This is a genomic window from Citrobacter amalonaticus (genome assembly GCF_002918555.1).
Lineage (GTDB): Bacteria > Pseudomonadota > Gammaproteobacteria > Enterobacterales > Enterobacteriaceae > Citrobacter_C > Citrobacter_C amalonaticus_A.
This window is the reverse complement of record NZ_PQMB01000002.1, coordinates 767,139-793,118: the sequence shown is the minus strand read 5'-3', so window position 1 is coordinate 793,118 and position 25,980 is coordinate 767,139. Positions and strand designations below refer to the sequence as shown.

27 protein-coding genes, 5 tRNA genes and 1 other RNA gene are annotated in these 25,980 nt (G+C 52.4%); 20 read left to right on the top strand and 13 right to left on the bottom strand.

Features of this window, described 5'->3' with window-relative positions:
* Nucleotides 1-18: 18 nt before the first annotated feature.
* The 11 genes from tolB to pnuC all read left to right on the top strand — a co-directional run bounded on the left by tolB (nucleotide 19) and on the right by pnuC (nucleotide 5,757).
* The gene (gene tolB, locus C3432_RS09320; protein ID WP_103776331.1) at nucleotides 19-1,311 is read left to right on the top strand and encodes a Tol-Pal system beta propeller repeat protein TolB; all 1,293 of its coding nucleotides are present in this window, start codon (nucleotides 19-21) and stop codon (nucleotides 1,309-1,311) included.
* A gap of 34 nt (nucleotides 1,312-1,345) precedes the next feature.
* Nucleotides 1,346-1,864: a peptidoglycan-associated lipoprotein Pal gene (gene pal / locus C3432_RS09315; RefSeq protein ID WP_003022983.1), complete on the top strand. Its 519-nt coding sequence runs from the start codon at nucleotides 1,346-1,348 to the stop codon at nucleotides 1,862-1,864.
* 9 nt (nucleotides 1,865-1,873) lie between these two features.
* On the top strand, nucleotides 1,874-2,668 hold the full coding sequence (cpoB, locus tag C3432_RS09310) for a cell division protein CpoB (RefSeq protein ID WP_103776330.1): 795 nt from the start codon (nucleotides 1,874-1,876) through the stop codon (nucleotides 2,666-2,668).
* Nucleotides 2,669-2,832: 164 nt separating this feature from the next.
* A tRNA-Lys gene (locus tag C3432_RS09305) sits at nucleotides 2,833-2,908 on the top strand.
* A gap of 36 nt (nucleotides 2,909-2,944) precedes the next feature.
* A tRNA-Val gene (locus C3432_RS09300) sits at nucleotides 2,945-3,020 on the top strand.
* Nucleotides 3,021-3,023: 3 nt separating this feature from the next.
* A tRNA-Lys gene (locus C3432_RS09295) sits at nucleotides 3,024-3,099 on the top strand.
* Nucleotides 3,100-3,236: 137 nt separating this feature from the next.
* Nucleotides 3,237-3,312, top strand: a tRNA-Lys gene (locus tag C3432_RS09290).
* A 33-nt stretch (nucleotides 3,313-3,345) separates the two neighbouring features.
* A tRNA-Lys gene (locus C3432_RS09285) sits at nucleotides 3,346-3,421 on the top strand.
* A gap of 29 nt (nucleotides 3,422-3,450) precedes the next feature.
* Nucleotides 3,451-3,575, top strand: a non-coding RNA gene (locus C3432_RS09280) — RtT sRNA.
* Between the two features lie 395 nt (nucleotides 3,576-3,970).
* Nucleotides 3,971-5,017, top strand: a complete 1,047-nt coding sequence (gene nadA / locus C3432_RS09270; RefSeq protein WP_103776328.1) for a quinolinate synthase NadA — start codon at nucleotides 3,971-3,973, stop codon at nucleotides 5,015-5,017.
* Nucleotides 5,018-5,037: 20 nt separating this feature from the next.
* Nucleotides 5,038-5,757 carry a nicotinamide riboside transporter PnuC gene (pnuC, locus tag C3432_RS09265; RefSeq protein ID WP_103776327.1) on the top strand — a complete coding sequence of 240 codons (720 nt, stop codon included), beginning with the start codon at nucleotides 5,038-5,040 and terminating at the stop codon, nucleotides 5,755-5,757.
* On the opposite strand, the gene zitB is transcribed toward pnuC, so the two are convergent.
* Complete coding sequence (zitB, locus tag C3432_RS09260) at nucleotides 5,754-6,695, bottom strand: CDF family zinc transporter ZitB (protein ID WP_103776326.1); 942 nt, start codon at nucleotides 6,693-6,695, stop codon at nucleotides 5,754-5,756. The two genes, pnuC and zitB, sit on opposite strands and share 4 nt — an antisense overlap.
* 113 nt (nucleotides 6,696-6,808) lie before the next feature.
* The gene (locus C3432_RS09255) at nucleotides 6,809-7,183 is read right to left on the bottom strand and encodes a YbgS-like family protein (RefSeq protein ID WP_103776949.1); all 375 of its coding nucleotides are present in this window, start codon (nucleotides 7,181-7,183) and stop codon (nucleotides 6,809-6,811) included.
* A 319-nt stretch (nucleotides 7,184-7,502) separates the two neighbouring features.
* On the opposite strand from C3432_RS09255, the gene aroG reads away from it, so the two are divergent.
* Nucleotides 7,503-8,555, top strand: a complete 1,053-nt coding sequence (gene aroG, locus C3432_RS09250) for a 3-deoxy-7-phosphoheptulonate synthase AroG (protein WP_103776325.1) — start codon at nucleotides 7,503-7,505, stop codon at nucleotides 8,553-8,555.
* Between the two features lie 157 nt (nucleotides 8,556-8,712).
* Here aroG and gpmA read toward each other — a convergent pair whose 3' ends face one another.
* From gpmA to modE, 7 genes are all read right to left on the bottom strand, one after another.
* On the bottom strand, nucleotides 8,713-9,465 hold the full coding sequence (gpmA, locus tag C3432_RS09245) for a 2,3-diphosphoglycerate-dependent phosphoglycerate mutase (RefSeq protein ID WP_103776324.1): 753 nt from the start codon (nucleotides 9,463-9,465) through the stop codon (nucleotides 8,713-8,715).
* Between the two features lie 222 nt (nucleotides 9,466-9,687).
* Nucleotides 9,688-10,728 carry a galactose-1-epimerase gene (gene galM, locus C3432_RS09240; RefSeq protein WP_103776323.1) on the bottom strand — a complete coding sequence of 347 codons (1,041 nt, stop codon included), beginning with the start codon at nucleotides 10,726-10,728 and terminating at the stop codon, nucleotides 9,688-9,690.
* A complete protein-coding gene (gene galK, locus C3432_RS09235; protein ID WP_103776322.1) occupies nucleotides 10,722-11,870 on the bottom strand; it encodes a galactokinase in 1,149 nt (382 codons plus the stop codon). The genes galM and galK overlap by 7 nt, the downstream gene beginning before the upstream one ends.
* Nucleotides 11,871-11,872: 2 nt before the next feature.
* Nucleotides 11,873-12,919, bottom strand: a complete 1,047-nt coding sequence (galT, locus tag C3432_RS09230; RefSeq protein WP_103776321.1) for a galactose-1-phosphate uridylyltransferase — start codon at nucleotides 12,917-12,919, stop codon at nucleotides 11,873-11,875.
* Between the two features lie 9 nt (nucleotides 12,920-12,928).
* Nucleotides 12,929-13,945, bottom strand: a complete 1,017-nt coding sequence (gene galE / locus C3432_RS09225) for a UDP-glucose 4-epimerase GalE (RefSeq protein WP_103776320.1) — start codon at nucleotides 13,943-13,945, stop codon at nucleotides 12,929-12,931.
* 205 nt (nucleotides 13,946-14,150) lie between these two features.
* Complete coding sequence (modF, locus tag C3432_RS09220) at nucleotides 14,151-15,623, bottom strand: molybdate ABC transporter ATP-binding protein ModF (protein ID WP_103776319.1); 1,473 nt, start codon at nucleotides 15,621-15,623, stop codon at nucleotides 14,151-14,153.
* Between the two features lie 67 nt (nucleotides 15,624-15,690).
* A complete protein-coding gene (modE, locus tag C3432_RS09215; RefSeq protein ID WP_103776318.1) occupies nucleotides 15,691-16,479 on the bottom strand; it encodes a molybdenum-dependent transcriptional regulator in 789 nt (262 codons plus the stop codon).
* 128 nt (nucleotides 16,480-16,607) lie between these two features.
* Between modE and C3432_RS09210 the strand changes: the two genes are divergently transcribed.
* The 4 genes from C3432_RS09210 (at nucleotide 16,608) to modC (ending at nucleotide 19,594) form a co-directional block, all read left to right on the top strand.
* Nucleotides 16,608-16,757 (top strand): AcrZ family multidrug efflux pump-associated protein, encoded by a 150-nt coding sequence (locus C3432_RS09210; RefSeq protein WP_103776317.1) that lies wholly within the window; start codon nucleotides 16,608-16,610, stop codon nucleotides 16,755-16,757.
* 313 nt (nucleotides 16,758-17,070) lie between these two features.
* Entirely contained in the window at nucleotides 17,071-17,844 is a 774-nt protein-coding gene (gene modA / locus C3432_RS09205; protein WP_103776316.1) for a molybdate ABC transporter substrate-binding protein, read from the top strand.
* On the top strand, nucleotides 17,844-18,533 hold the full coding sequence (modB, locus tag C3432_RS09200; RefSeq protein ID WP_103776315.1) for a molybdate ABC transporter permease subunit: 690 nt from the start codon (nucleotides 17,844-17,846) through the stop codon (nucleotides 18,531-18,533). The genes modA and modB overlap by 1 nt, the downstream gene beginning before the upstream one ends.
* Before the next feature lie 2 nt (nucleotides 18,534-18,535).
* Nucleotides 18,536-19,594, top strand: a complete 1,059-nt coding sequence (modC, locus tag C3432_RS09195) for a molybdenum ABC transporter ATP-binding protein ModC (RefSeq protein ID WP_103776314.1) — start codon at nucleotides 18,536-18,538, stop codon at nucleotides 19,592-19,594.
* On the opposite strand, the gene C3432_RS09190 is transcribed toward modC, so the two are convergent.
* From C3432_RS09190 to C3432_RS09175, 4 genes are all read right to left on the bottom strand, one after another.
* Nucleotides 19,595-20,413: a pyridoxal phosphatase gene (locus C3432_RS09190; protein ID WP_103776313.1), complete on the bottom strand. Its 819-nt coding sequence runs from the start codon at nucleotides 20,411-20,413 to the stop codon at nucleotides 19,595-19,597.
* Between the two features lie 237 nt (nucleotides 20,414-20,650).
* Nucleotides 20,651-21,196, bottom strand: coding sequence for a hypothetical protein (locus C3432_RS09185; protein WP_146050864.1), 546 nt, complete (start codon nucleotides 21,194-21,196; stop codon nucleotides 20,651-20,653).
* Between the two features lie 68 nt (nucleotides 21,197-21,264).
* Nucleotides 21,265-21,624, bottom strand: coding sequence for a hypothetical protein (locus tag C3432_RS09180; protein WP_103776311.1), 360 nt, complete (start codon nucleotides 21,622-21,624; stop codon nucleotides 21,265-21,267).
* Between the two features lie 98 nt (nucleotides 21,625-21,722).
* Nucleotides 21,723-22,523 (bottom strand): EAL domain-containing protein, encoded by an 801-nt coding sequence (locus tag C3432_RS09175; RefSeq protein ID WP_103776310.1) that lies wholly within the window; start codon nucleotides 22,521-22,523, stop codon nucleotides 21,723-21,725.
* 329 nt (nucleotides 22,524-22,852) lie between these two features.
* Here C3432_RS09175 and C3432_RS09170 point away from each other — a divergent pair, with 329 nt between their 5' ends.
* The 4 genes from C3432_RS09170 (at nucleotide 22,853) to pgl (ending at nucleotide 25,973) form a co-directional block, all read left to right on the top strand.
* A complete protein-coding gene (locus C3432_RS09170; RefSeq protein WP_258041596.1) occupies nucleotides 22,853-23,665 on the top strand; it encodes a winged helix-turn-helix domain-containing protein in 813 nt (270 codons plus the stop codon).
* Nucleotides 23,649-24,140 (top strand): hypothetical protein, encoded by a 492-nt coding sequence (locus tag C3432_RS09165; RefSeq protein WP_103776308.1) that lies wholly within the window; start codon nucleotides 23,649-23,651, stop codon nucleotides 24,138-24,140. The genes C3432_RS09170 and C3432_RS09165 overlap by 17 nt, the downstream gene beginning before the upstream one ends.
* A gap of 331 nt (nucleotides 24,141-24,471) precedes the next feature.
* Entirely contained in the window at nucleotides 24,472-24,780 is a 309-nt protein-coding gene (locus tag C3432_RS09160) for a hypothetical protein (RefSeq protein WP_103776307.1), read from the top strand.
* A 197-nt stretch (nucleotides 24,781-24,977) separates the two neighbouring features.
* Nucleotides 24,978-25,973, top strand: a complete 996-nt coding sequence (pgl, locus tag C3432_RS09155; RefSeq protein WP_103776306.1) for a 6-phosphogluconolactonase — start codon at nucleotides 24,978-24,980, stop codon at nucleotides 25,971-25,973.
* The last annotated feature ends 7 nt before the right edge of the window (nucleotides 25,974-25,980 follow it).

The window sequence follows — 25,980 nt, the reverse complement described above, 5'->3', positions numbered from 1 at the left end:
CCGGATAAGGGAGATATGATGAAGCAGGCATTACGAGTAGCATTTGGTTTTCTGATGCTGTGGGCGGCGGTGCTGCACGCAGAAGTACGTATCGAGATCACCCAGGGGGTGGACTCGGCGCGCCCGATTGGCGTTGTGCCATTCCAGTGGGCGGGACCGGGTGCCGCACCTGAAGATATCGGTGGAATTGTTGGTGCGGACCTGCGTAACAGCGGGAAGTTTAATCCGTTGGATCGTTCTCGTCTGCCGCAGCAGCCGGGCACGGCGCAAGAAGTTCAGCCTGCGGCATGGTCTGCCCTGGGTATTGACGCAGTCGTCGTCGGCCAGGTGACGCCGAATCCGGACGGCTCTTACAATGTTGCTTATCAGCTGGTTGACACCGGTGGTGCTCCGGGTACTGTACTGGCGCAGAACTCGTACAAAGTGAACAAGCAGTGGCTGCGCTATGCGGGTCACACGGCAAGCGACGAAGTGTTTGAAAAACTGACCGGTATTAAGGGCGCGTTCCGTACCCGTATCGCCTATGTTGTTCAGACTAACGGCGGCCAGTTCCCCTATGAGCTGCGCGTATCTGACTACGATGGTTACAACCAGTTTGTTGTTCACCGTTCCCCGCAGCCGCTGATGTCTCCGGCGTGGTCTCCGGACGGTTCCAAACTGGCTTATGTGACCTTTGAAAGCGGCCGTTCTGCGCTGGTTATCCAGACGCTGTCTAACGGTGCGGTTCGTCAGGTGGCTTCGTTCCCGCGTCACAACGGTGCGCCAGCATTTTCTCCGGATGGCAGCAAACTGGCGTTTGCCCTGTCTAAAACCGGTAGTCTGAACCTGTACGTGATGGATATCGGCTCTGGTCAAATCCGTCAGGTCACCGATGGTCGCAGCAACAACACGGAACCAACCTGGTTCCCGGACAGCCAGAATCTGGCCTTTACCTCTGACCAGGCCGGTCGTCCGCAGGTGTATAAAGTTAACGTCAACGGCGGTGCTCCGCAGCGTATTACCTGGGAAGGTTCACAGAACCAGGACGCAGATGTCAGCAGCGACGGTAAATTTATGGTAATGGTAAGCTCAGCCAATGGTCAGCAGCACATTGCCAAACAAGATCTGGTAGCGGGTGGCGTGCAAGTTCTGTCGTCAACGTTCCTGGACGAAACGCCAAGTCTGGCACCTAACGGCACTATGGTAATCTACAGCTCTTCTCAGGGGATGGGATCCGTGCTGAATTTGGTTTCTACAGATGGGCGTTTCAAAGCGCGTCTTCCGGCAACTGATGGACAGGTTAAATCCCCTGCCTGGTCGCCGTATCTGTGATAATAATTAATTGATTAGTAAAGGAATCATTGAAATGCAACTGAACAAAGTGCTGAAAGGGCTGATGATTGCTCTGCCTGTTATGGCAATTGCTGCATGTTCTTCCAACAAGAACGCCAGCAATGACGGCAGCGAAGGCATGCTGGGTGCCGGCACTGGTATGGATGCGAACGGCAGCGGCAATATGTCCTCTGAAGAGCAGGCGCGTCTGCAGATGCAACAGCTGCAGCAGAACAACATCGTTTACTTCGATCTGGACAAGTACGATATCCGTTCTGATTTCGCTGCAATGCTGGATGCGCACGCAAACTTCCTGCGTAGCAACCCGTCTTACAAAGTCACCGTAGAAGGTCACGCGGACGAACGTGGTACTCCTGAGTACAACATCTCCCTGGGTGAACGCCGTGCGAACGCTGTTAAGATGTACCTGCAGGGTAAAGGCGTTTCTGCTGACCAGATCTCCATCGTTTCTTACGGTAAAGAAAAACCTGCAGTACTGGGTCATGACGAAGCGGCTTACGCTAAAAACCGTCGTGCCGTACTGGTTTACTAAGAGAATTGCATGAGCAGTAACTTCAGACATCATCTGTTGAGTCTGTCGTTACTGGTTGGCATAGCGGCCCCCTGGGCCGCTTTTGCTCAGGCGCCAATCAGTAGTGTCGGCTCAGGCTCGGTCGAAGACCGTGTCACTCAACTCGAGCGTATTTCTAATGCTCACAGTCAGCTTTTAACCCAACTTCAGCAACAACTCTCCGATAATCAGTCCGATATTGATTCCCTGCGTGGTCAAATCCAGGAAAACCAGTATCAGCTGAATCAGGTTGTGGAGCGTCAGAAGCAGATCCTGTTGCAGATGGATAATCTGAGCAGCGGCGGTGGGGCGGCAGTGCAGTCCACTGGCGGCGATCAGAGCGGCGCTGCAGCGAATGCAACGCCAGGAGCGTCTGCTGATGCAGCAACCTCAGGCGCGCCGGTGCAGAGTGGGGACGCCAATACCGATTACAATGCGGCCATTGCTCTGGTGCAGGATAAATCCCGCCAGGATGATGCGATTGTGGCATTTCAGAACTTCATCAAAAAATACCCTGATTCAACTTACCAGCCGAATGCCAATTACTGGCTGGGTCAGCTGAATTACAACAAGGGTAAAAAAGATGATGCGGCGTTCTACTTCGCTTCGGTCGTCAAAAACTATCCGAAATCACCTAAGGCTGCAGACGCGATGTATAAAGTCGGCGTGATTATGCAGGACAAGGGCGATACCGCGAAAGCCAAAGCGGTTTATCAGCAGGTTATCAGCAAATACCCTGGCACTGATGGCGCAAAACAAGCGCAAAAACGTCTTGGCGCGATGTAATGCGCACCATGCGACCAGAAATCGCGTTATTTCTGGTCGCGTCGTGCGATTCATAAGCAGTTGAATGATCGGTATCGAAATTTTTGTTGCGCTGAATTCTTAAATCAGTAATATATGCCGCCGTTGCCAAGGGATATCACACAAACCAAAAGCAGCGCAAAAGTGGGTCGTTAGCTCAGTTGGTAGAGCAGTTGACTTTTAATCAATTGGTCGCAGGTTCGAATCCTGCACGACCCACCACTAACTTAGTCAAGAAGCAGTATCCAGCGTAGTATCGGGTGATTAGCTCAGCTGGGAGAGCACCTCCCTTACAAGGAGGGGGTCGGCGGTTCGATCCCGTCATCACCCACCACTCGGGTCGTTAGCTCAGTTGGTAGAGCAGTTGACTTTTAATCAATTGGTCGCAGGTTCGAATCCTGCACGACCCACCAATTTAACATCAGACTCAGATGTTAAGAGTGAAGAAGCTTCCGCAACGGTGCCGCAGGGCGGGCGTTAAGAGAATATTCTGCACGATTTATCACGTTACCGTGGTTTCGAGTAAAAATCTTTCAGGCTGCACCCGAACGGGTCGTTAGCTCAGTTGGTAGAGCAGTTGACTTTTAATCAATTGGTCGCAGGTTCGAATCCTGCACGACCCACCATCCTGAATGATTTAAGTCGTAAAATCCCGCAAGGGGTCGTTAGCTCAGTTGGTAGAGCAGTTGACTTTTAATCAATTGGTCGCAGGTTCGAATCCTGCACGACCCACCAGTGTAAAAAGGCGCCCTAAAGGCGCCTTTTTGCTATCTGCGATTTATAAGATTCGAACCTGCAGCAGGTCGAGTCGAACGTAGTGAGACAACGGAGCCGTTTACGGCGACGGCCCGAAGGGCGAGCGAAGCGAGTCATCCTGCACGACCCACCAGTGTAAAAAGGCACCCTAAAGGTGCCTTTTTGCTATCTGCGATTTATAAGATTCGAACCTGCAGCAGGTCGGGTCGAACGTAGTGAGACAACGGAGCCGTTTACGGCGACGGCCCGAAGGGCGAGCGAAGCGAGTCATCCTGCACGACCCACCAGTGTAAAAAGGCACCCTAAAGGCGCCTTTTTGCTATCTGCGATTTATAAGATTCGAACCTGTAATCCCGTCCGGTCTGGATCAGACATCCGCCGCCATCCGACGTTGCTAAATGCAATTGGTGTGACTTTTATCAGACGATCGGCTATCTTGTTTAGCATATAAAACATTTATGGCCGATTGTGGCGTATATCGCGCTTTATATCGGTTGTTTCGTTAAGCCAGTAAAACGAGAAAGCATGATGAGCGTGATGTTTGACCCAGAAACTGCAATTTATCCATTTCCACCCAAGCCAACGCCGCTGAGTGTCGATGAAAAGCAATTTTATCGCGAAAAGATTAAGCGCCTGCTGAAGGAGCGGGATGCGGTGATGGTGGCACATTACTACACCGATCCGGAAATTCAGCAACTGGCGGAAGAAACAGGCGGCTGCATTTCTGACTCCCTGGAGATGGCTCGCTTTGGTGCCAGGCATCCCGCGTCCACGCTGCTGGTGGCGGGCGTGCGCTTTATGGGGGAGACTGCCAAAATTCTCAGCCCGGAAAAAACGATCCTCATGCCGACCCTTCAGGCGGAGTGTTCGCTGGATTTGGGATGTCCGGCTGAGGCGTTCAGCGCTTTCTGCGATGCCCATCCGGATCGCACTGTTGTGGTCTATGCTAATACGTCCGCTGCGGTTAAAGCGCGCGCCGACTGGGTGGTGACTTCCAGTATTGCCGTAGAACTCATTGAGCATCTGGATAGTTCAGGTGAAAAAATCATCTGGGCACCGGATCGTCATCTGGGGAATTACGTACAAAAACAGACCGGGGCCGATGTGCTGTGCTGGCAGGGGGCCTGTATTGTTCACGATGAATTCAAAACCCAGGCGCTGAGCCGCATGAAACGACTCTATCCAGATGCCGCTATACTTGTGCATCCGGAGTCGCCACAGTCAATTGTCGATATGGCGGACGCCGTCGGCTCCACAAGCCAGCTTATCCATGCGGCGAAAACCCTGGCGCATAAGCAACTTATTGTGGCGACTGACCGGGGTATCTTCTACAAAATGCAGCAGGCTGTGCCAGATAAAGAATTGCTGGAAGCGCCAACTGCCGGTGAGGGGGCGACATGTCGCACCTGTGCGCATTGTCCGTGGATGGCAATGAACGGTCTCAAAGCGATTGCTGAAGGGCTGGAGCAGGGTGGAGAGGCCCATGAAATCCATGTTGACGACGTGCTGCGAGAAGGGGCATTGCTGCCGCTTAATCGCATGCTGGAATTTGCGGCTACACTACAGCGTAAATAACCAAACGCTCTGGGGGAAAGATGGACTTTTTTAGCACGCAGAACATCCTGGTACATATTCCGGTTGGGGCGGGCGGTTACGATCTGTCATGGATTGAAGCCGTTGGCACGATTGCCGGTTTGTTATGTATCGGCCTCGCCAGTATGGAGAAGATCGCTAACTACTTTTTCGGGCTAATCAACGTTACGCTGTTTGGCATTATTTTCTTTCAAATTCAGCTCTATGCCAGCCTGCTGCTACAGGTCTTCTTTTTTGCGGCCAATATTTACGGCTGGTACGCCTGGTCCCGACAGACCAGCCAGCATGAGGTTGAGCTTAAAATTCGCTGGCTGCCTTTGCCAAAAGCGTTGGGCTGGTTGGGCGCTTGCGTGGTGGCGATTGGGCTGATGACAGCGTTTATCGACCCGGTATTTGCCTTCCTCACGCGCATTGCCGTAAATATTATGCAGGCGCTGGGATTGCAGGTCGCCATGCCAGAATTGCAACCGGATGCTTTCCCGTTCTGGGATTCCTGCATGATGGTGCTGTCGATTGTGGCGATGATCCTGATGACGCGCAAATATGTGGAGAACTGGCTGCTGTGGGTGGTGATCAACGTCATAAGCGTGGCGATCTTTGCACTGCAGGGCGTTTATGCGATGTCGCTGGAATATCTGATCCTGACGTTTATTGCCCTGAATGGCACCCGGATGTGGATCAACAGCGCGCGTGAACGTGGCTCACGCGCGCTTTCTCATTAGTGGTGATGATGTGTATGGCCGGAGGAGCCTTTGTTCAGGTGACACTCCGGTCCGTTGCAAGGTTGATATTCCATCTGGATCGTGGCGTGCTCAATCTGATACTTCTGGATCAGGAAATGCTGGATACGATCAAGCAGCGCATCATGATCGTGAGGTGGAATAACCTGCACATGCAGAGTCATCACCGGTTTCTCTCCCACCATCCAGACGTGTACATGATGCACATTGCGCACTTCCGGGATCTCCTGGCTGAGATGACGCTTCAGGGCAGCAATATTCAGCGCAACGGGGGCACCTTCGAGTAATTCATTCACGCTATCTTTCAGCAGTCGCCAGGCGCTGCGCAGAACCAGCACGGAAACCAGAATCGACAGAATTGGGTCCGCTGGCGTCCATCCGGTCCAGATAATAATCAGAGCAGCAAGGATAGCCCCGACCGAACCCAATAAATCCCCCATGACGTGGAGGGCGGCGGCGCGGACGTTGAGGTTTTTCTCTTCACTTCCTCGATGCAGGATCCAGAATGCGAGTACATTGGCGAGCAAACCTGCGACCGCGATGGTCATCATCATGCCACCAGCCACCGGTCGTGGGGTATAGAAACGCTGAACCGCTTCCCAGACGATTAAAATAGTGATCACGACCAGCGCAATAGCATTCACAAAGGCGGCCAGGGTGGTGAGTCTCAGCCAGCCGAAGGTATGGCGAAGGGTTGGCGGACGCCTGGCAAACTGAACGGCCAGCAGAGCAAACAGCAGGGCCGCGGCATCGGTGAGCATGTGACCGGCATCAGCCAGCAGCGCCAGTGAGCCGGAAAGTATCCCGCCCACGACTTCGACCAGCATAAACCCGGCTGTCACGCAGAACGCGAACAGTAACCGACGCGCATTTTTATCTTCAGGCAGATGAGAGGAAGTATGAGTGTGCGAGTGCGCCATATTATCATCCCTTTGTTATTCTCTTTTTTAACTGTATGACATCATACCGTTTTTGGGATGATAAAATTAAAAAGGAGAGCTATTGCTCTCCCGTTATTAGCGATGTTTCTGCGTTACTGGGTGGTGCCGTCGGTTTTGGTATCCACATCATTGTTGATGCCATTTCCGGTCTCGACTTTCTTGTTTACGTCGGGACAACGACCATCTTTGCACATGGAGTTTTTGTGTACTTCATCTTTGGTCATTCCATCATGGTTCATGGTTGAGCCATCAGGATGCAACATTTTGCCCCCGGAATTGATTTTATTATTGTCGACATTGTTAGGTGCAACGTTTTCTTTTGCATCCGGCGCAACCTGACCTGCATCTGCCGCAGCGTTTGCCTGGCCATTGTTGGACTGAGTGCCTGATTCGGCGGCCAGCGCGGCGCCGCTGGCAAGGCTGAGTGTGGCGGTCAGAAAAAGTGAGGCTAATTTCGTCATTTTCATAATGATGCTCCTGTCATGGTCGAGATGTCGGATAACGTCTTCCAACAGTGCATTTGCCAGTTTGAGTTGCCGGGCAATGGTTAAAGATTTCATCCTGGCCCATAAAGCCAGCAGGGAATCCTGGAAAAAATAACAAATTGAGCAGTTACAGTTAAAAATTGTAGGTCAGATCTCTTTTTTCGCTACATTATGGCGTTTTTTTGTGTAATTCCAGGATTAATCCGTTCGAAGTGTAAAACCCCGTTTACACTTTCAGACTGAAGAGATAGATTGAAGGGATTGCATTCATTTAGATAAGTATGGCAACACTGGAATAATCATGAATTATCAGAACGACGATTTACGCATTAAAGAGATTAACGAGTTATTACCCCCTGTCGCATTGCTGGAAAAATTCCCCGCAACAGAGAATGCGGCAAACACCGTTTCCCACGCCCGCAAAGCAATCCACAAGATCCTGAAAGGCAATGACGATCGCCTGCTGGTGGTGATTGGCCCATGCTCCATTCACGATCCGGTTGCTGCAAAAGAGTATGCTTCCCGTCTGCTGGCGCTGCGTGAAGAGTTAAAGGACGAGCTGGAAATTGTCATGCGCGTCTATTTTGAAAAACCGCGCACAACCGTGGGCTGGAAAGGACTGATTAACGATCCGCACATGGATAACAGCTTCCAGATTAACGATGGTCTGCGCATAGCGCGCAAGCTTCTGTTAGATATCAACGACAGTGGTCTGCCGACGGCGGGTGAGTTCCTGGATATGATTACACCACAATACCTGGCCGATCTGATGAGCTGGGGCGCAATTGGCGCGCGCACCACGGAATCCCAGGTACACCGTGAGCTGGCGTCCGGCCTTTCCTGCCCGGTAGGCTTTAAAAACGGGACCGACGGCACGATCAAAGTGGCGATTGACGCCATCAACGCCGCAGGCGCACCGCACTGTTTCCTGTCGGTCACCAAATGGGGCCACTCCGCGATTGTGAATACCAGCGGCAACGGTGACTGCCACATTATCCTGCGCGGCGGTAAAGAGCCGAACTACAGCGCGAAACACGTTGCGGAAGTGAAAGAAGGTCTGGTTAAAGCAGGACTCTCTGAGCAAGTGATGATCGACTTCAGCCATGCCAACTCCAGCAAGCAGTTCAAAAAGCAGATGGATGTTGCGAAAGATGTTTGCGGACAAGTCGCCGGTGGCGAAAAAGCAATTATTGGCGTGATGATCGAAAGCCATTTGGTGGAAGGTAATCAGAATCCGGATAGCGGTGAGCCGCTGACCTACGGTAAGAGCATCACCGACGCCTGCATTGGCTGGGAAGATACCGATACGGTGTTGCGTCAACTGGCGGATGCGGTAAAAGCGCGTCGCGGTTAACCAAGTCCCGTAGGCCTGAGAAGCGTAGTGCCATCAGGCATTCCGGTGCAGACTGCCGGATGGGACGATGCCTTATCCGGCCTACATTTTTCTGGTAGGGCCGAAATAAAAAAAAGCGTGGAGGAATCCACGCTTTTTCTTTAACTTACCGCGAAAATTACTTCGCTTTACCCTGGTTGGCGACGGCTGCGGCTTTCGCGGCGATCTCGTCGGCATTCCCCAGATAGTAATGCTTAACTGGTTTGAAGTTTTCGTCGAACTCATACACCAGCGGAACGCCGGTCGGGATGTTCAGTTCCAGAATCTCGTCTTCGCCCATGTTATCCAGGTATTTCACCAGCGCGCGCAGCGAGTTGCCGTGAGCGGCGATAATTACGCGCTCACCGCTCTTCATGCGCGGCAGAATGGTTTCGTTCCAGTAAGGGATCACGCGATCGATGGTCAGCGCCAGACTTTCAGTCAGCGGCAGCTCTTTTTCGGTCAGACTGGCGTAACGCGGATCGTGGCCCGGATAGCGTTCGTCATCTTTGGTCAGCTCTGGCGGGGTGACAGCAAAGCCGCGACGCCACTGTTTCACCTGCTCGTCACCGTATTTTTCCGCAGTTTCTGCTTTGTTCAGCCCCTGCAACGCACCATAGTGACGTTCGTTCAGCTTCCAGGATTTCTCAACCGGCAGCCAGGCCTGATCCAGCTCGTCCAGTACGTTCCACAGGGTATGGATGGCACGTTTCAGCACAGAAGTGTAAGCAAAATCAAAGCTATAACCTTCCGCTTTCAGGAGTTTACCTGCCGCTTTCGCTTCGCCCACGCCTTTCTCAGACAGATCCACATCGTACCAACCGGTGAAACGGTTTTCGTTGTTCCACTGGCTTTCGCCGTGGCGCACCAGAACCAGCTTAGTTACAGACATACACTTACTCCTCAAGCTTTATCGAATGATAATAATTCTCATTATATTGCCGTGACGCGTCAGCAGCAATGCTTACGCATAACCATAGCGAAAATAGTGCGTCAGTGTAAGGTTCTTGTGAACTCAGAGTTGCGATTTTGTCTGTGAGTGGTGGGGATTTGAGCATCCCGACGCGCAGAAGGCCCGATAAGCAAGTGCTATCGGGCCTATTACGCTAAACGATCAGGCCGGAATAAACCGATATTCCGTCACGCTGGCGTACTCTTCGCCAGGGCGCAGGAAGCAGTCTGGCTGCGGCCAGTGGGGATGGTTCGGGCTGTCAGGCAGGAATTCGCTCTCCAGCGCCAGGCCTTGCCAGTCGGCGTAAGCGTCGGGTCCACGGGAGGAGGTGCCGCCCAGATAGTTACCGGAATAGAACTGTAGCGCCGGTGCAGAGGTGTAAACCTCCATCTGGAGCTTCTCATCCTGTGACCACACTTTCGCCACCGGTTTTTTAGCATCGCCTTTTGCCTGGAGCAAAAAGGCGTGATCGTAGCCTTTTACCTTGCGCTGATCGTCATCGGCGAGGAATTCGCTGGCGATAACTTTCGCACTACGAAAATCGAATGAGGTTCCGCCAACGCTTTTCAAATCCTCACGCGGGATACCGTCTTCATCAACCGGCAGATACTCATCGGCAAAGATTTGCAGCTTGTGGTTGCGTACATCGGACTGCTCGCCGTCGAGATTGAAGTAGACGTGATTGGTCAGGTTAACCGGGCACGGTTTATCAACCGTCGCGCGATAGGTGATGGAGATGCGGTTATCATCGGTCAGACGATATTGCGCGGTGGCGCACAGGTTGCCAGGAAAACCCTGGTCGCCGTCGTCAGAGGTTAACGCAAACAGCACCTGCCGCTCGTTCTGGTTGACGATTTGCCAGCGGCGTTTATCAAAGCCGTCCGGCCCGCCGTGCAACTGGTTTTTACCCTGGCTGGGAACGAGCGTGATGGTTTCACCGTTAAAGTGATAACGGCTGTCGGCGATGCGGTTGGCGTAACGACCAATCGATGCGCCCAGAAACGCAGCCTGCTTCTGATAATGTTCCGGGCTGGCACAGCCCAGCAGCGCTTCACGCACGCTGCCGTCGGAAAGTGGAATTCGGGCGGATAGCAACGTAGCACCCCAGTCCATCAGCGTCACCACCATCCCTGCGCTGTTGCGCAGGGTTAACAGGCGGTATGGCTGACCATCGGGTGCCAGTGCGGGTGTTTCATTCAGCACTGACCTGCTCCTTGTGATGGTTTGCAAACATAGAATGTTTCTTTAATACCGGTTTTCGCTTCGTACTGTTCGGCAACGGCCTGCTGGACAGCGGGAACCCGATCTTCCGGGATCAGCGCGACAATACAGCCGCCAAATCCGCCACCGGTCATGCGTACGCCACCTGTATCGCCAATTGTCGCTTTGACAATCTCAACCAGCGTATCAATCTGCGGCACGGTAATTTCGAAATCGTCGCGCATTGATGCGTGAGATTCCGCCATCAGTTCACCAATGCGTTGCAGATCGCCTTTTTCCAGCGCGCTTGCTGCTTCAACGGTACGTGCGTTTTCAGTTAACACGTGACGGACGCGTTTGGCAACCACCGGATCCAGTTCGCTGGCCACAGCGTTAAAAGCATCAAGGCTGACGTCGCGCAGCGCAGGCTGCTGGAAGAAGCGGGCGCCGGTTTCGCACTGTTCGCGGCGCGTGTTGTATTCGCTCCCGACCAGCGTACGCTTAAAGTTACTGTTGATGATCACTACGGCCACGCCTTCCGGCATTGATACGGCTTTGGTACCCAGCGTCCGACAGTCGATCAGCAGGGCGTGGTCTTTTTTGCCCAGTGCGGAAATCAGCTGATCCATGATGCCGCAGTTACAGCCCACGAACTGGTTTTCCGCTTCCTGACCGTTGAGTGCGATCTGCGCGCCGTCCAGCGGCAGGTGGTAAAGCTGTTGGAACACGGTGCCGACCGCCACTTCCAGCGACGCAGAGGAGCTTAAGCCCGCGCCCTGCGGTACGTTACCGCTAATCACCAGATCCGCACCGCCAAAGGCGTCGTTGCGTTTTTGCAGATGCTTCACCACGCCGCGCACGTAGTTTGACCACTGCTGGCTGTCGTGCGTTACGATCGGCGCATCAAGGGAGAATTCGTCGATCTGGTTGTCATAGTCGGCGGCAATAACGCGAACGATTCGATCTGCACGTGCAGCACAGCTAATCACCGTTTGATAGTCGATAGCGCAGGGCAGGACAAATCCGTCGTTGTAATCGGTGTGTTCGCCAATCAGATTAACGCGGCCTGGCGCCTGGATAGTATGAGTGGCAGGGTAGCCGAATGTTTCAGCAAACAGAGATTGTGTTTTTTCTTTCAGACTCATTTTTAAACTCCGGATTCGCGAAAATGGATGTCGCTGACCGCGCGCAGGCGTTCTGCAGCCTGTTCTGCCGTCAGATCGCGTTGGGTTTCTGCCAGCATTTCATAGCCGACCATAAATTTGCGGACGCTGGCAGAACGCAGCAACGGCGGATAAAAGTGCGCGTGTAACTGCCAGTGTGCGTTCTCCTCGCCGTTAAACGGTGCGCCGTGCCAGCCCATCGAGTAGGGGAATGAGCACTGGAAGAGGTTGTCATAACGACTGGTCAGTTTTTTCAATGCCAGCGCTAAATCGCTGCGCTGTCCGTCGGTCAAATCGGTAATGCGTAGCACGTGCGCCTTAGGTAGCAGCAGCGTTTCGAACGGCCACGCCGCCCAGTAAGGCACCACCGCCAGCCAGTGCGCGGTTTCGACCACCGTGCGGCTACCGTCCGCCAGCTCGCGCTGAACGTAATCCACCAGCATCGGGGAACCCTGTTCGTCGTAATAGGTTTTTTGCAGGCGATCTTCGCGCTCGGCTTCATTGGGCAAAAAGCTGTTCGCCCAAATCTGCCCGTGTGGATGCGGGTTCGAGCAGCCCATTGCCGCGCCTTTATTCTCAAAAACCTGCACCCAGGGGTAGGTTTTGCCCAGATCTGCGGTTTGCTCCTGCCAGGTTTTGACAATTTCCGTCAGGGCGCAAACGCTTAATTCTGGCAGCGTTTTGCTGTGATCGGGCGAGAAGCAAATCACGCGGCTGGTCCCGCGTGCACTCTGGCAGCGTATCAATGGATCGTGACTGTCCGGCGCGTCCGGGGTGTCGGACATCAGCGCCGCGAAGTCATTGGTGAACACGAAAGTGCCTTTGTAATCCGGGTTTGTATCGCCCGTGACGCGCGTATTCCCGGCGCACAGGAAGCAGTCCGGATCGTGAGCAGACAATACCTGCTTTGACGGCGTCTCCTGCGCCCCCTGCCAGGGGCGCTTAGCGCGATGCGGCGAAACCAGAATCCACTGTCCGGTGAGCGGGTTAAAGCGGCGATGTGGATGATCGACGGGGTTAAACTGTGTCATGGCAAGTCCTTAATCTGGATATCCCTGTGGATGGCGTGACTGCCAGTGCCAGGTGTCCTGCGCCATTTCGTCAAGCGTGCGGGTGACGCGCCAGTTCAGCTCGCGGTCGGCTTTGCTGGCATCTGCCCAGTAAGCCGGGAGGTCACCCTCACGGCGCGGCGCGAAATGGTAGTTAACCGGTTTGCCACAGGCTTTGCTGAAGGCATTGACGACGTCCAGCACGCTGCTACCGACGCCAGCGCCAAGGTTATAAATGTGTACACCTTGTTTATCCGCCAGTTTTTCCATAGCAGCGACGTGTCCGTCGGCCAGGTCCATCACGTGAATGTAATCGCGCACGCCGGTACCGTCTTCGGTGGGGTAGTCGTTGCCGAAGATGGCGAGTGAATCGCGGCGGCCTACGGCAACCTGAGCAATGTACGGCATCAGGTTGTTCGGGATTCCCTGCGGATCTTCCCCCATATCACCTGACGGATGCGCCCCGACCGGGTTGAAGTAGCGCAGCAGGGCGATGCTCCATTCCGGCTGGGCTTTTTGCAGATCGGTGAGGATCTGTTCCACCATCAGCTTGCTTTTGCCGTACGGGCTTTGCGGCGTACCGGTGGGGAAGCTCTCAACGTAAGGAATTTTCGGCTGGTCGCCATAAACGGTGGCGGAGGAGCTGAAGATGAAATTTTTGACGTTAGCGGCGCGCATGGCGCTGATAAGACGCAGTGTACCGTTGACGTTATTGTCATAGTACTCCAGCGGTTTGGCGACCGATTCACCGACCGCTTTCAGACCGGCGAAATGGATCACGGTATCAATCGCGTGGTCGTGCAGAACTTCGGTGATCAGCGCTTCATTACGGATGTCGCCTTCCACAAACGTCGGATGCTTGCCGCCCAGACGTTCAATGACCGGCAGTACGCTGCGCTTACTGTTACAGAGGTTATCGAGGATGACGACATCGTGACCGTTTTTCAGTAACTGCACGCAGGTATGGCTTCCAATGTAACCGCTACCACCTGTTACCAGTACTCTCATAATTCGCTCCGTTAAGCCTATGGTATGGAATAACCATAGCATAACAAAGATGCGAAAAGTGTGACATAGAATAAATTAGTGGAATCGTTTACACAGCGGGTTTTTCAGATTTGACCGCCAGTTTATTCATTATAAATCACAGGATTTGCGAATGTTCGCGCCTGTTATCTGAAAAAAGGGCGCATCAGGCGCCCACGAATACACATTACTGCACCTGCGTTTGCTGATAGAGATAACGCTCTCCTTCTGGCACAAATTCCAGCCGGTGGGTAATACACGCTGGCGCATCTTCCGCATGATGGGAAACAAACAACAACTGGGTTTCACCTTCGCTAATCAGGACATCGACGAAGCGGCGGATAAGCTGACGGTTCAGCGGATCCAGTCCTTGTAACGGCTCATCAAGAATGAGCAGAGTGGGGTGTTTCACCAGTGCGCGAACAATGAGCGCCAGCCGCTGCTGTCCCCAGGAGAGACTGTGAAACGGCGCGTCGGCGGTGCGTTTATCCATCCCCAGAATATCCAGCCACTGCTGCGCCAGTTTCTGTTGTCGGTCAGAAACGGCCTGATAGATGCCGATGGAGTCAAAGTAACCGGAAAGAATCACATTGCGCACCGTGGTACTGACGCGATAGTCGAGATGCAGACTGCTGCTGACATAGCCAATGTGTTTTTTGATATCCCAGATGGTTTCGCCACTGCCGCGACGACGACCAAACAGCGTCAGATCGTTGCTATAGCCCTGCGGGTGATCGCCGGTTACCAGACTCAGCAGCGTGGATTTTCCTGCGCCGTTAGGACCGACAATCTGCCAGTGTTCACCGGGATTCACCTGCCAGCTCAGATGATTAAGAATGGGGTTTTCGTTATAAGAAACGACGCCGTCGTTGAGGACGATACGCGGTGCGATGTCTGACAACGCATGGCGGGCAGAGGGTTCATCCGGTTCCGGGAGGCGCACGCCGTCAAGTCGTTCACTGTGGGCAAGTTGGGCAATCAGCGCCTGTTGCAGTAAATCGGCTTTTGTGCCGGATTCTGTCAATGTGCAGTCCGCAAGCACGCCAGCGAACTGGACGAAATTCGGGATCTCATCGAAGCGGTTTAACACCAGTACGAGCGTATAACCTTTCTGGTGTAGCGTCGCCAGCAGCTCCGCCAGCTGCTGGCGGGAGGTGACATCCAGCCCGTCGAAAGGCTCATCAAGGATAAGCAAATCCGGTTCGGCCATCAGCGCCTGGCAGAGAAGGGTTTTTCGCGTCTCGCCGGTGGAAAGATATTTGAAACGTCGCTCAAGCAGGTGAGTGATACCGAACTGCTGTGCCAGCTCGGTGCAACGGGCCGGGTTGTTGATCTCATCCTGGATGATTTCTGCGGTAGTGCGTCCGGTATCGTCTTCGCCAGGACTGAGCATATCCGTATTATTGCGCTGCCATTCGTCGCTGACCAGTTTTTGCAACTGTTCAAATGAGAGTCGGGTGATGCGCGTAAACTGACACCGGCGTTCGCCCTTCAATAACGGTAACTCTCCCGCCAGCGCGCGGGCCAGCGCCGACTTCCCGCTTCCATTGGAGCCCACAAACGCCCAGCTATCCCCCGCGTTCAATACCAGGGTATCAAGCTGAAGCGTTTTTGTGTCGCTCAGACGAAACGTGCCTTGCGAAATTTGCAACGATGACATTTTGTATCCCATTTTTTGCAGCGATGAATGACAGGGATACGTGTTGAACGAACAGATGTCAATGCGCTTAGCACAACGTCGCGATGATCACTCTGTCCGCATTAAAATATGCTGTGACCCTGGCCCCTTCGGATAAGGTATGCGCCTGCTCCACCGGCAACGTCGCACACAGCGTCTGGCCGTCCGGCAGCGTGACCAGCACCTCACACTGTTCAGCGCCGCGTTCAACATGGCTGATGGTGCCGCGCAATTGATTGTCGGCAGCCTGGGCAACCGCGTCGTCCTGCGTGATCCCTACCCACGGCGCTTTCAGCAGAATCAGCACCTCTTTACCTTCATCCAGGCCGAGGCGCTCGCCGCTCTGTGCGGTAATCGCCACCTTCAGACGCGTTTCGCCATCGGCCAGGAGAACGTCGACATGCTGCTGCACCTGATCGTGGTCACGGGCGGTAATGGTACCGAACCACTGATTGCGGGCACTGGTTTGCAATGAGAAACGGGAGATCGCCGCCAGCAGGCTATTGAGCGGCAGCGCGTCGTCATCGCTGAGGACGTCGAAGGCTTTTTGCTGAATTTGCGCCAGCAGGTCGTAAAGCTGAATCAGGCGCTGACCGTAGCGAGTCAGTACCGCGCCGCCGCCGCCTTTACCGCCTGTCGCCCGTTCCACCAGCGTCTGTTCGCTGAGCTGGTTCATTTCATTTATTGCATCCCAGGCGCTTTTGTAGCTGATACCGGCATCCTTCGCACCCTGACTAATGGAGCCGGAAAGCGCAATATGCTTAAGCAGAGAGATGCGTCGTGGGTCGGCAAACAGTTTTTGCTGAAGTTTCAGAGTAAGGAGGATTTCGGCCTGCATAACAAAGTCCTGGCAAAAAGACTATTGTGACGGAAAACCGCTGATACGCAAAGCCGACCGCACAAAAGGGGAGTGTTTTTCTCAATTATGTCGTTAGAATATAACAAGGACTACATCTGGAGTTGACCATGTTAGAGTTATTGAAAAGTCTGGTATTCGCCGTAATCATGGTACCCGTGGTGATGGCAATCATCCTGGGGCTGATTTATGGTCTCGGTGAAGTGTTTAACATTTTTTCCGGCGTTGGCCAGAAAGACCAGTCCAGACAGAATCATTGATTTCCCGAACGCCCGCTCAGCCGGGCGTTTTCTTTTAAGTCGCATTTTTGTTGGCTGCACCTGCTCATCCCGTCACCTGATTCCCCCAGGGCCTCGCCCCTTCGGAGCCAGCGCAAGCGCTGTTCAAAACGACTACGCGTTTTGTCCTGCAATTCGAATTATTTAGGGTGTTATTACTATAACGCCTTAAGATCCCGCGATCTCTGCCGATATTTTACTGGCGTCACCTCTCCTGGGTATCAATAACCTCTGGGAATAACCTTAGTTTTTCGTTATATTTGCGCCTACATAACGATACTTAAAGGAGTGAAAGATGGCACGTTCATGGTTACGTTTGTTTGCAGGGGCAACATTATCTCTTTCCGTTGCCGGACAGGCTCTTGCGGATGAAGGAAAAATCACGGTGTTCGCAGCGGCTTCGCTGACTAATGCGATGCAGGATATTGCTGCCGGGTACAAAAAAGAGAAGAACGTTGATGTGGTCTCTTCTTTTGCCTCTTCTTCTACTCTGGCGCGCCAGATTGAAGCGGGTGCGCCTGCGGATCTGTTTATTTCGGCTGACCAGAAATGGATGGACTACGCGGTAGAAAAGAAATCAATTGATACCGACTCGCGTCAGACGCTGCTCGGTAACAGTCTCGTTGTTGTGGCGCCAACAGCGAGCGAGCAAAAAGATTTTACTATTGACAGCAAAACGGACTGGACCAGCCTGTTGAACGGTGGTCGTCTGGCGGTTGGCGATCCGGAGCATGTTCCGGCCGGTATTTATGCCAAAGAAGCGCTGCAAAAACTGGGAGCATGGGATACCCTGGCACCCAAGATGGCGCCTGCTGAAGACGTGCGCGGCGCACTTGCGCTGGTGGAGCGCAACGAAGCGCCGCTGGGCATCGTATACGGTTCTGACGCCGTTGCCAGCAAAGGTGTTAAAGTCGTCGCAACTTTCCCGGAAGATTCGCATAAAAAAGTGGAATACCCGGTAGCGATTGTTGATGGACACAAAAATGCAACGGTCAGCGCGTTCTATGATTACCTGAAAGGACCGCAGGCTGCTGAAATCTTTAAACGTTACGGATTTACGACTAAGTAATGATACTGACCGATCCAGAATGGCAGGCGGTTTTACTCAGCCTGAAAGTCTCCTCCCTGGCCGTGCTGTTTAGCCTGCCGTTTGGGATCTTTTTTGCCTGGCTGCTTGTGCGATGCAAGTTTCCGGGCAAAGCCTTACTTGACAGCGTCCTGCATTTGCCACTGGTGCTTCCGCCGGTGGTCGTGGGTTATCTGCTGTTGATTTCGATGGGGCGGCGCGGGTATATCGGCCAGTGGCTGTACGACTGGTTCGGCATCACCTTTGCGTTTAGCTGGCGCGGCGCGGTGCTGGCCGCGGCGGTGATGTCTTTTCCGCTGATGGTGCGTGCTATTCGGCTGGCGCTGGAAGGCGTGGATGTTAAGCTTGAGCAGGCTGCCCGCACGCTGGGGGCCGGGCGCTGGCGCGTCTTCTTCACCATCACCTTACCGCTGACCCTTCCAGGGATCATTGTCGGGACGGTACTGGCATTCGCCCGCTCGCTCGGCGAGTTTGGTGCAACGATTACTTTTGTTTCGAATATTCCAGGTGAGACGCGCACGATTCCCTCCGCGATGTACACCCTGATCCAGACACCCGGCGGTGAAAACGCAGCTGCGAGACTGTGTCTGATTTCTATTGTGCTGGCGCTGATCTCGTTGTTGATTTCAGAATGGCTGGCGCGCATCAGCCGTGAGCGGGCGGGACGATAATCATGCTGGAACTTCACTTTTCTCAAACGCTCGGCACCCACTGCCTGACGCTCAACGAAACGCTGCCCGCCAGCGGGATCACCGCGATTTTTGGTGTTTCCGGAGCCGGGAAAACCTCGCTGATTAATGCCATCAGCGGCCTGACGCGTCCGCAAAAAGGGCGCATTGTGCTTAACGGGCGGGTATTGAACGATGCCGAAAGCGGTATCTGCCTGACGCCGGAAAAGCGCCGCGTGGGCTACGTCTTTCAGGATGCGCGTCTGTTTCCCCATTATAAGGTCCGCGGCAACCTGCGTTACGGCATGGCGAAAAGCATGACCGGACAGTTCGACAAGCTGGTTGCGCTGCTGGGAATTGAACCGCTGCTTGACCGCCTGCCTGGCGGCCTTTCCGGTGGAGAAAAACAGCGCGTGGCCATTGGTCGCGCGTTGCTGACTGCGCCGGAACTGCTGCTGCTGGACGAACCGCTGGCGTCGCTGGATATCCCGCGTAAGCGCGAACTGCTGCCCTATTTGCAACGTCTGGCGCGGGAAATCAATATCCCGATGCTTTACGTGAGCCACTCCCTGGATGAGATTTTGCATCTGGCGGATAACGTGATGGTGCTTGAAGATGGGCGGGTGAAGGCATTTGGTCCGCTGGACGAGGTCTGGAGCAGCAGCGTGATGCATCCGTGGTTGCCCAAAGAGCAGCAGAGCAGCGTCCTGAAGGTCAGCGTGCTGGAGCACCATCCGCATTATGCAATGACCGCGCTGGCGTTAGGCGATCAGCATCTGTGGGTCAATAAGCTCGAAAAGCCGCTGCAAAGTACGCTACGCATTCGTATTCAGGCCTCAGATGTCTCGCTGATCCTGCAACCGCCGCAGCAGACCAGCATCCGTAACGTACTGCACGCGAAGGTGGCGAGCTGCTACGAAGATAACGGGCAGGTGGAAGTGCAGCTTGAGGTGGGGGGAAGGACGCTGTGGGCGCGAATCAGCCCCTGGGCCAGGGATGAACTGGGGATCAAGCCTGGCCTGTGGCTGTATGCGCAAATCAAGAGCGTGTCGATTACCGCCTGATTAAAGCAGGTGGGAATAGATGAACTTCGCAATGCTGTCGGTGGTGTTGTCGCCAATCACAATATTGGCGCGGGCTTTAACCGCATCGTCAGCATTGCCCATTGCCACGCCGGTACCTGCGGCTTCGAGCATGCTGATATCGTTAAAGTTGTCGCCAAACGCGATCACGTTCTCCATCGATCCTCCCTGCGCTTCAATCCATTGGGTGAGGCGTTTTCCCTTGCTGTTCCCCTGGCGGGCGATATCCACCTGATCGTGCCAGGACCATTCGCATTCCAGGCCCAATTGTTGTTCAACATGTTTGCCGAACTGCCGGAGTTTGGCAATATTTTCATCCGTCAGGGCAAATTTCCATACGGCGTTGACGTCGCGCGCAGCTTGCGCCAGTGAAGGCACCTGAGTAAAGGTGGGACGTTGCTCAGGTGGCAGCGTTTGCGCCCAGTTTGAAGTGCGCAGCACGTGGCCTGTCGGACGCTCATAGAGCATGGCGTCATCGACGTACATGAGTCCATGAATCTGGTGTTCTTCCAGCAGGTCGATCAGTTGCAGGGCCTGACTGACCGGCATCGGGTCTGCCTCCAGAACGCTTTTTGCATGATAATCATATAAATAGGTTCCGTTACAGCAAATGGCGGGTGTATCCAGCGCCAGCGCCTGATAAAAAGGATGAATCGCAACGTGATGGCGACCCGTGACGATAATCAGCTGGTAACCGGCTTTCCGGGCGCGGGACAGGGCTTCAAGAGAAGAGGGGAGCAAGGTTTTTTTGGGCGTCAGTAAGGTACCGTCTAAATCTAGGGCAATCACGCGTGCGGTCATAGAGATTTCCAGAGTAAGGTTGAGAATTTCGTCTGTCTGAATGGTACACCGGGACGGAGAGAGGACAAAATTCTGAGCGTTAAATCCGCATTCGCCGTTAAAAGTATGGTTTTAAGCGCTCTTCGGCTCTTGCAGCCAGTGGGCATCAATAAAGGAGTTTTTATGAAGCAAAAACTCCTTTTGAAAAACATCTTAATGGCAAAAGATTAAAGGGGCCGTTCCGCTATCATTCGGCATTCATTCGAAAAGGTCGGCGGTGTCCAGCTCCAGCTCAGAAGAGATAAATTGTCTGACATGGAGCATCGAATCCAGATTCAGCTTCTCCCCGATTTTACGGGAATAGGAATAAATGGTTTTTGGTGACAGGGAGATCATGTTTGCTGCTGTCCTGATATCATCAGTATCTCTCAACGCATACAGGGCTTTTCTCTCTCGTAGGGTCAGCATATGCAGATTTATGCATTTTGCGATGTGGGCCAGCGCATACTCCGGTGAATATGTCTGCCCGCTCGTCAATTGCCAGCGAAAATTAATGAAACTGGATTTTCTGTAAATGGTCACCAGTGGCTCAAGGACCCTGGAGCTGACATCCTTACCGCCAATAAAAATCAGACGATGATTTTCAGTTAGCCTCTTTCTTTGAAGGCGTCTGTATATCGCCCCCAGGCTGGTGAAAGATTCAATATCAATAAGACAAACCGTTCTGTCAGCAGGAACATAATTAAGCATCATGGACAGCGCTTTAAATAAATAAACATCTTTCGTCAAAATCAGATTCGACATAAACATTACCACCCGTATTCCGTCGGACGTCAAGAGAGGGGCCGCAGGCTCCTCTGTGCTTATCAGGTTCAGAAGCTGATACGAAAACCCGCTACGCTCTGAACCTGCGTCCCGATATGGCTTCCCTGATGGTCATTCGCCTCACCGTAAAGTTTGGCGCCATGAAGGGGGGTGACAGCCGCTGTACCTCCTGCATTGATATTCCGGGTGTCGTCTTTAATAAACTGAAGGTCTGAGTTTATTTCGCTAAAATAAACCGTTCCCCAGCCGGATTGTGATGGGATGTGATGGTTATCAATGATGATGTCATTAACGGTTTGGCCTGGCGCAATATTCCCGGCATTTTTTGAAGCCAGAATATGTTGTGATATATCTGATAATCGCGCGGTTGAAGCAATTACCGTCAGGTGTTTCTTTCTTAATTTCATAATATTAACCTCATAATAATATCAATGTTAAAAATCTGTCGCCTGCTTCCTGACTCACATAGGGGGGCTGAGGGGGTGTTATCAATGTCGTGCAGTAATCAGAGAAATTTTTCCGAAAAAACCTCCATGCTGACAGGACGGGAGAAAAGGTATCCCTGAAATGTATTCACCCCTTTATTTTTTAACAGGCGTAGCTGTTCATCGCTTTCAACGCCTTCAGCAATAATCTGGATATCCAGTTTTTCGGATAACGTCATAATGGCATCAATCACGGAGGAATAGACCAGTGAGCCGTTACTGGCCACGGTCAGACATTTGTCTATTTTTATCGTGGAAAATCCGGAGTGCTCGATATATTTCAATCCTGAACTGCCGCTGCCAAAATCGTCGATTGAAAAGCGTACACCTGACCTAATAAGACCCTGCATGACTTCCTGTGCAAAATCGTCAAATTCTGTTGTGCCACGCTCAACAATCTCCAGCACCACCGTAATACGCTGACCAAAGTGCGCACTAAAATTCTTAACCGCCTTGATCGTGCGGGGCGAATTCAGCTGATAAGCACAGATATTGAAGGAAAAGTAAAAACCCTCAGGAAGCGACTGCGCACAGGGGGCGAAATGAGCCTTCACTTTTTCCAGCAGGCTACAGGTGACGTCATTAACAATATCGCCGGATTCAATAGCCGACAGGTATTTTTCAGGGGAGTGAAGGATGCCATTCTTTTTTACTCGCATAAGAACCTCACATCCCACCAGACTGCTGGACTGATAAACAGGTTGAATGAAAGGCACAAACTCAGCCCCGGCCAGTTCACACGCTAATATCGATTTCCTTATCGACTGGAGCAGACCCGCGACCCGTCGTTCTGTTTTCCTGAGTATTGTGATACCTGGCATCGATTCAGCTCCATATTTGTCTGGCGGGTGAAATATCCTGCAGGTTATGCAGAACCGTGAAGGCCGGAAGCGGCCCGGTGGCACCCGCGACAGACTTGTTTAAAATATGAGAAAAATCCTACCCTCCTCCAGAATCAAACAACAACATGTATTGAGAATAAGTCATTTAACAGAATTAAATTCTTGGATTAATATCTTTTACAAGCAGTTAATCCACCTGAAAAAGCTTTCAGGTGGGCTGTGATATGCTCCTTAGCAGGTCAATTTAAGGATAATTGAACGGTGTACGAGGGTTTTTGGCACCTTTCAGCGAGGTTCTGTGGAGAATCATGATGGAGTATTTAATCAGTTCACAGGTAAAGTACCGTTCAGATGACGGTGCAATGTGGCCGGTCAGAGATGAAGATTCTGTTATTATCCTGACCATAACAATGAACAGACTACTGGCATATCTGCTGGAAAGACGGGGGCAGGTTGTGACCCGGGATGAGCTGTTGAATAATGTCTGGGATTCACACGGTCTGCGTTCGTCAAACCACACTCTGAATAAATACATTTCTGAAATCAGAAAACACTTAGTCAGCTCCGGAATTAAGGAAGAGTGTGTTACCACCGTGCCCCGGATTGGGTTTATGTTCAGCAGCGAAGTGGATGTCAGGGGATTAACCGATAAACGCCTGGGGCAAGAACCCAGTACAGATTATATAAATACGGAGAGCGGAAAAGCCCTGCAACGTCTGGCAGCAGGCGCAAAATACAAAGCCACTTTTATCACTCTGGCGCTGATGCTTATCGCCGCCAGCGTCACTTTGATCATAGCCGGTATTCACCTTCCAACCCCAAAAACAGAGAAGCCACAGGATATTCAGACCTATTTTCTTTTTGACTACAAAACCTGTCCTGTTTACACCATCCAGAAAAACTCTGTCTCGCTCTCTGAGCAAAAAAGGAAAATGTTCCTTGAACTGGTTGAGTCAAATAATATTGACTGTCTGAAAGGAACATCTTTTCTGTATCAGGTTTCTGAGTCCTACCTTTATGGTAACAAGGGACGGGCATTTATCAGCAGATGTACGGCAAAAAATAATAAATACATCTCATGTCTGAATAATTACTGGAGCGGTTATGAAAGCAGTCAATAAAAAAGCGCTGTGGTCTGCTGCCACTTTACTCATTATCTTCGTACTGTCAGCCTGGTTTTATTTACATCACTGTCTACTGCAAAGCAGCATGCAGGTTAACTGTGCCACAATTTTGCGCTACAGCCATCATGACCCGAATTTTATTGCTACTCTGGATATGATTTTTCGTCTTGATAAAAACCACAATGGCCAGGCAATTCTTTCCGGAAATATGCATACTGAACGTGAGGTGCAAATCGTTTCCCGAACCATTATTTTCAATTACGAAGTGAACAGGCCGGGTGAAATTTACGTAAAAAATATGAGATACGTAAAAAATATCCGGGACACCGCCAGTGATGATCACTTCAGACGCGGCTTCTTTTATGTCCCGGACGGCTCTGTCCGTCAGCTCAGGATAAACCCGTCAGGTAACGGCTGGCTAATAGATAACCTGCAATCACCGTTTGCTTTATGCATAAACAGTGAAAACTAAACGCGTTAAGCCACTGCGGGTGAGGGGGATACGATCCCGCAGTTGATTCTGATATCTGCCATTTTCTTTTCTCTGCCTGCAGGTCACGCAACATTTCGGAAATTGCCAGACAGTGTCTCAGTGGCCTGGCCGGTCTGTAATCTTAAACGCGACTCATCTCACCGACCTGCATTTAAAGATAAATACAGTTATATCAATGTATTACATGATATCTGACGTTTTTATTGATCGTTTTCAGCGATCAATTGATCAGAATCGATCGATAGTAACAATTTTAAATTCTCGTTTTCCCCTGACATGCTTATGCCATTGATTTTTCGCGGAGAAGCATATGCCTGTCAGCTACACGGATGGTGCAAAAACGTTTATTGGTTTGATTGTTCTGGGAGCTGTCGGGTTGATGACTCTTTTGGCATTTCTTTTTGTTGCGCCGGAGAAAAAGATGTCCGCAGAGCTGACGCCGCCGGTTATGAAAACTTACTCCTGCCGCGACGATGAGTATATTGGTTATGCCGATAACGATGATATTGGCGAGAGGATAAATAATCTGGTAGAGCAGAAAAAGTTCGATCTCTATTGTCTGGAACAGACAGGCGTACGTCGCTGGAGTATTTACGGGCACTACGAGAAGGAACGTTAACCCTGGATGACGATTACCGGGTACCGCCAGGCGAGTATTTTGTCAGTACGGCGTGTCACGCCATTCGAAATGATGTGCTAAATTATTGATTTGATTATAGCGTGATGTCGTGTTTTATGGCGAATCATTGTCCGTTTTTTAAACTAAATATTTATGTATTTGATAAAAAACGACATTATCATTTTCGAGGTGTACTTATGAAGCAAACTGTTTATACCGCCAGTCCTGAAAGCCAGCAGATTCACGTCTGGAGCCTGAATCATGACGGCGCGCTGACGCTGGTACAGGTGGTTGACGTGCCTGGGCAGGTTCAGCCGATGGTGGTCAGCCCGGATAAACGTTATCTCTATGTGGGTGTGCGCCCGGAGTTTCGCGTGCTCGCTTACCGCATTGCGCCGGATGACGGTGCGCTGACCTTTGCTGCCCAGTCTCCGCTGCCCGGTAGCCCAACGCATATCTCAACCGATCGTCAGGGACGTTTTGTTTTTGTCGGCTCCTACAACGCCGGCAACGTCAGCGTGACGCGCCTGGAAGACGGCCTGCCGGTTGGCGTGGTTGATGTGGTTGAAGGGCTGGAAGGCTGTCACTCCGCCAATATTTCACCGGATAACCGTACCCTGTGGGTGCCTGCGCTGAAGCAGGATCGCATCTGTCTGTTCACCCTGAGCGATGACGGTAAGCTGGTCGCGCAGGAGCCAGCCGAAGTGACCACCGTGGAAGGCGCAGGTCCGCGCCATATGGCGTTCCATCCACACCATCAATATGCCTATTGCGTCAATGAGCTGAACAGTTCCGTTGATGTCTGGGCGCTGAAAGATCCGTACGGCAAAATTGAATGCGTACAGACGCTGGATATGATGCCGGCAGATTTTTCCGACACCCGTTGGGCTGCAGATATTCACATCACGCCGGATGGACGCCATCTGTACGCCTGTGACCGCACCGCCAGCCTGATCGCCGTCTTCAGCGTGTCTGAAGACGGCAGCGTGCTGAGTAAAGAGGGATTCCAGCCGACAGAAACTCAGCCGCGCGGTTTTAATATCGATCACAGTGGTAAGTACCTGATCGCGGCCGGGCAAAAATCGCACCATATCGCGGTGTATGAGATTACCGGCGAGCAGGGGCTGCTGGCAGAGAAGGGGCGTTATGCGGTGGGTCAGGGACCGATGTGGGTCGTGGTGAACGCGGAGTAACGGCACC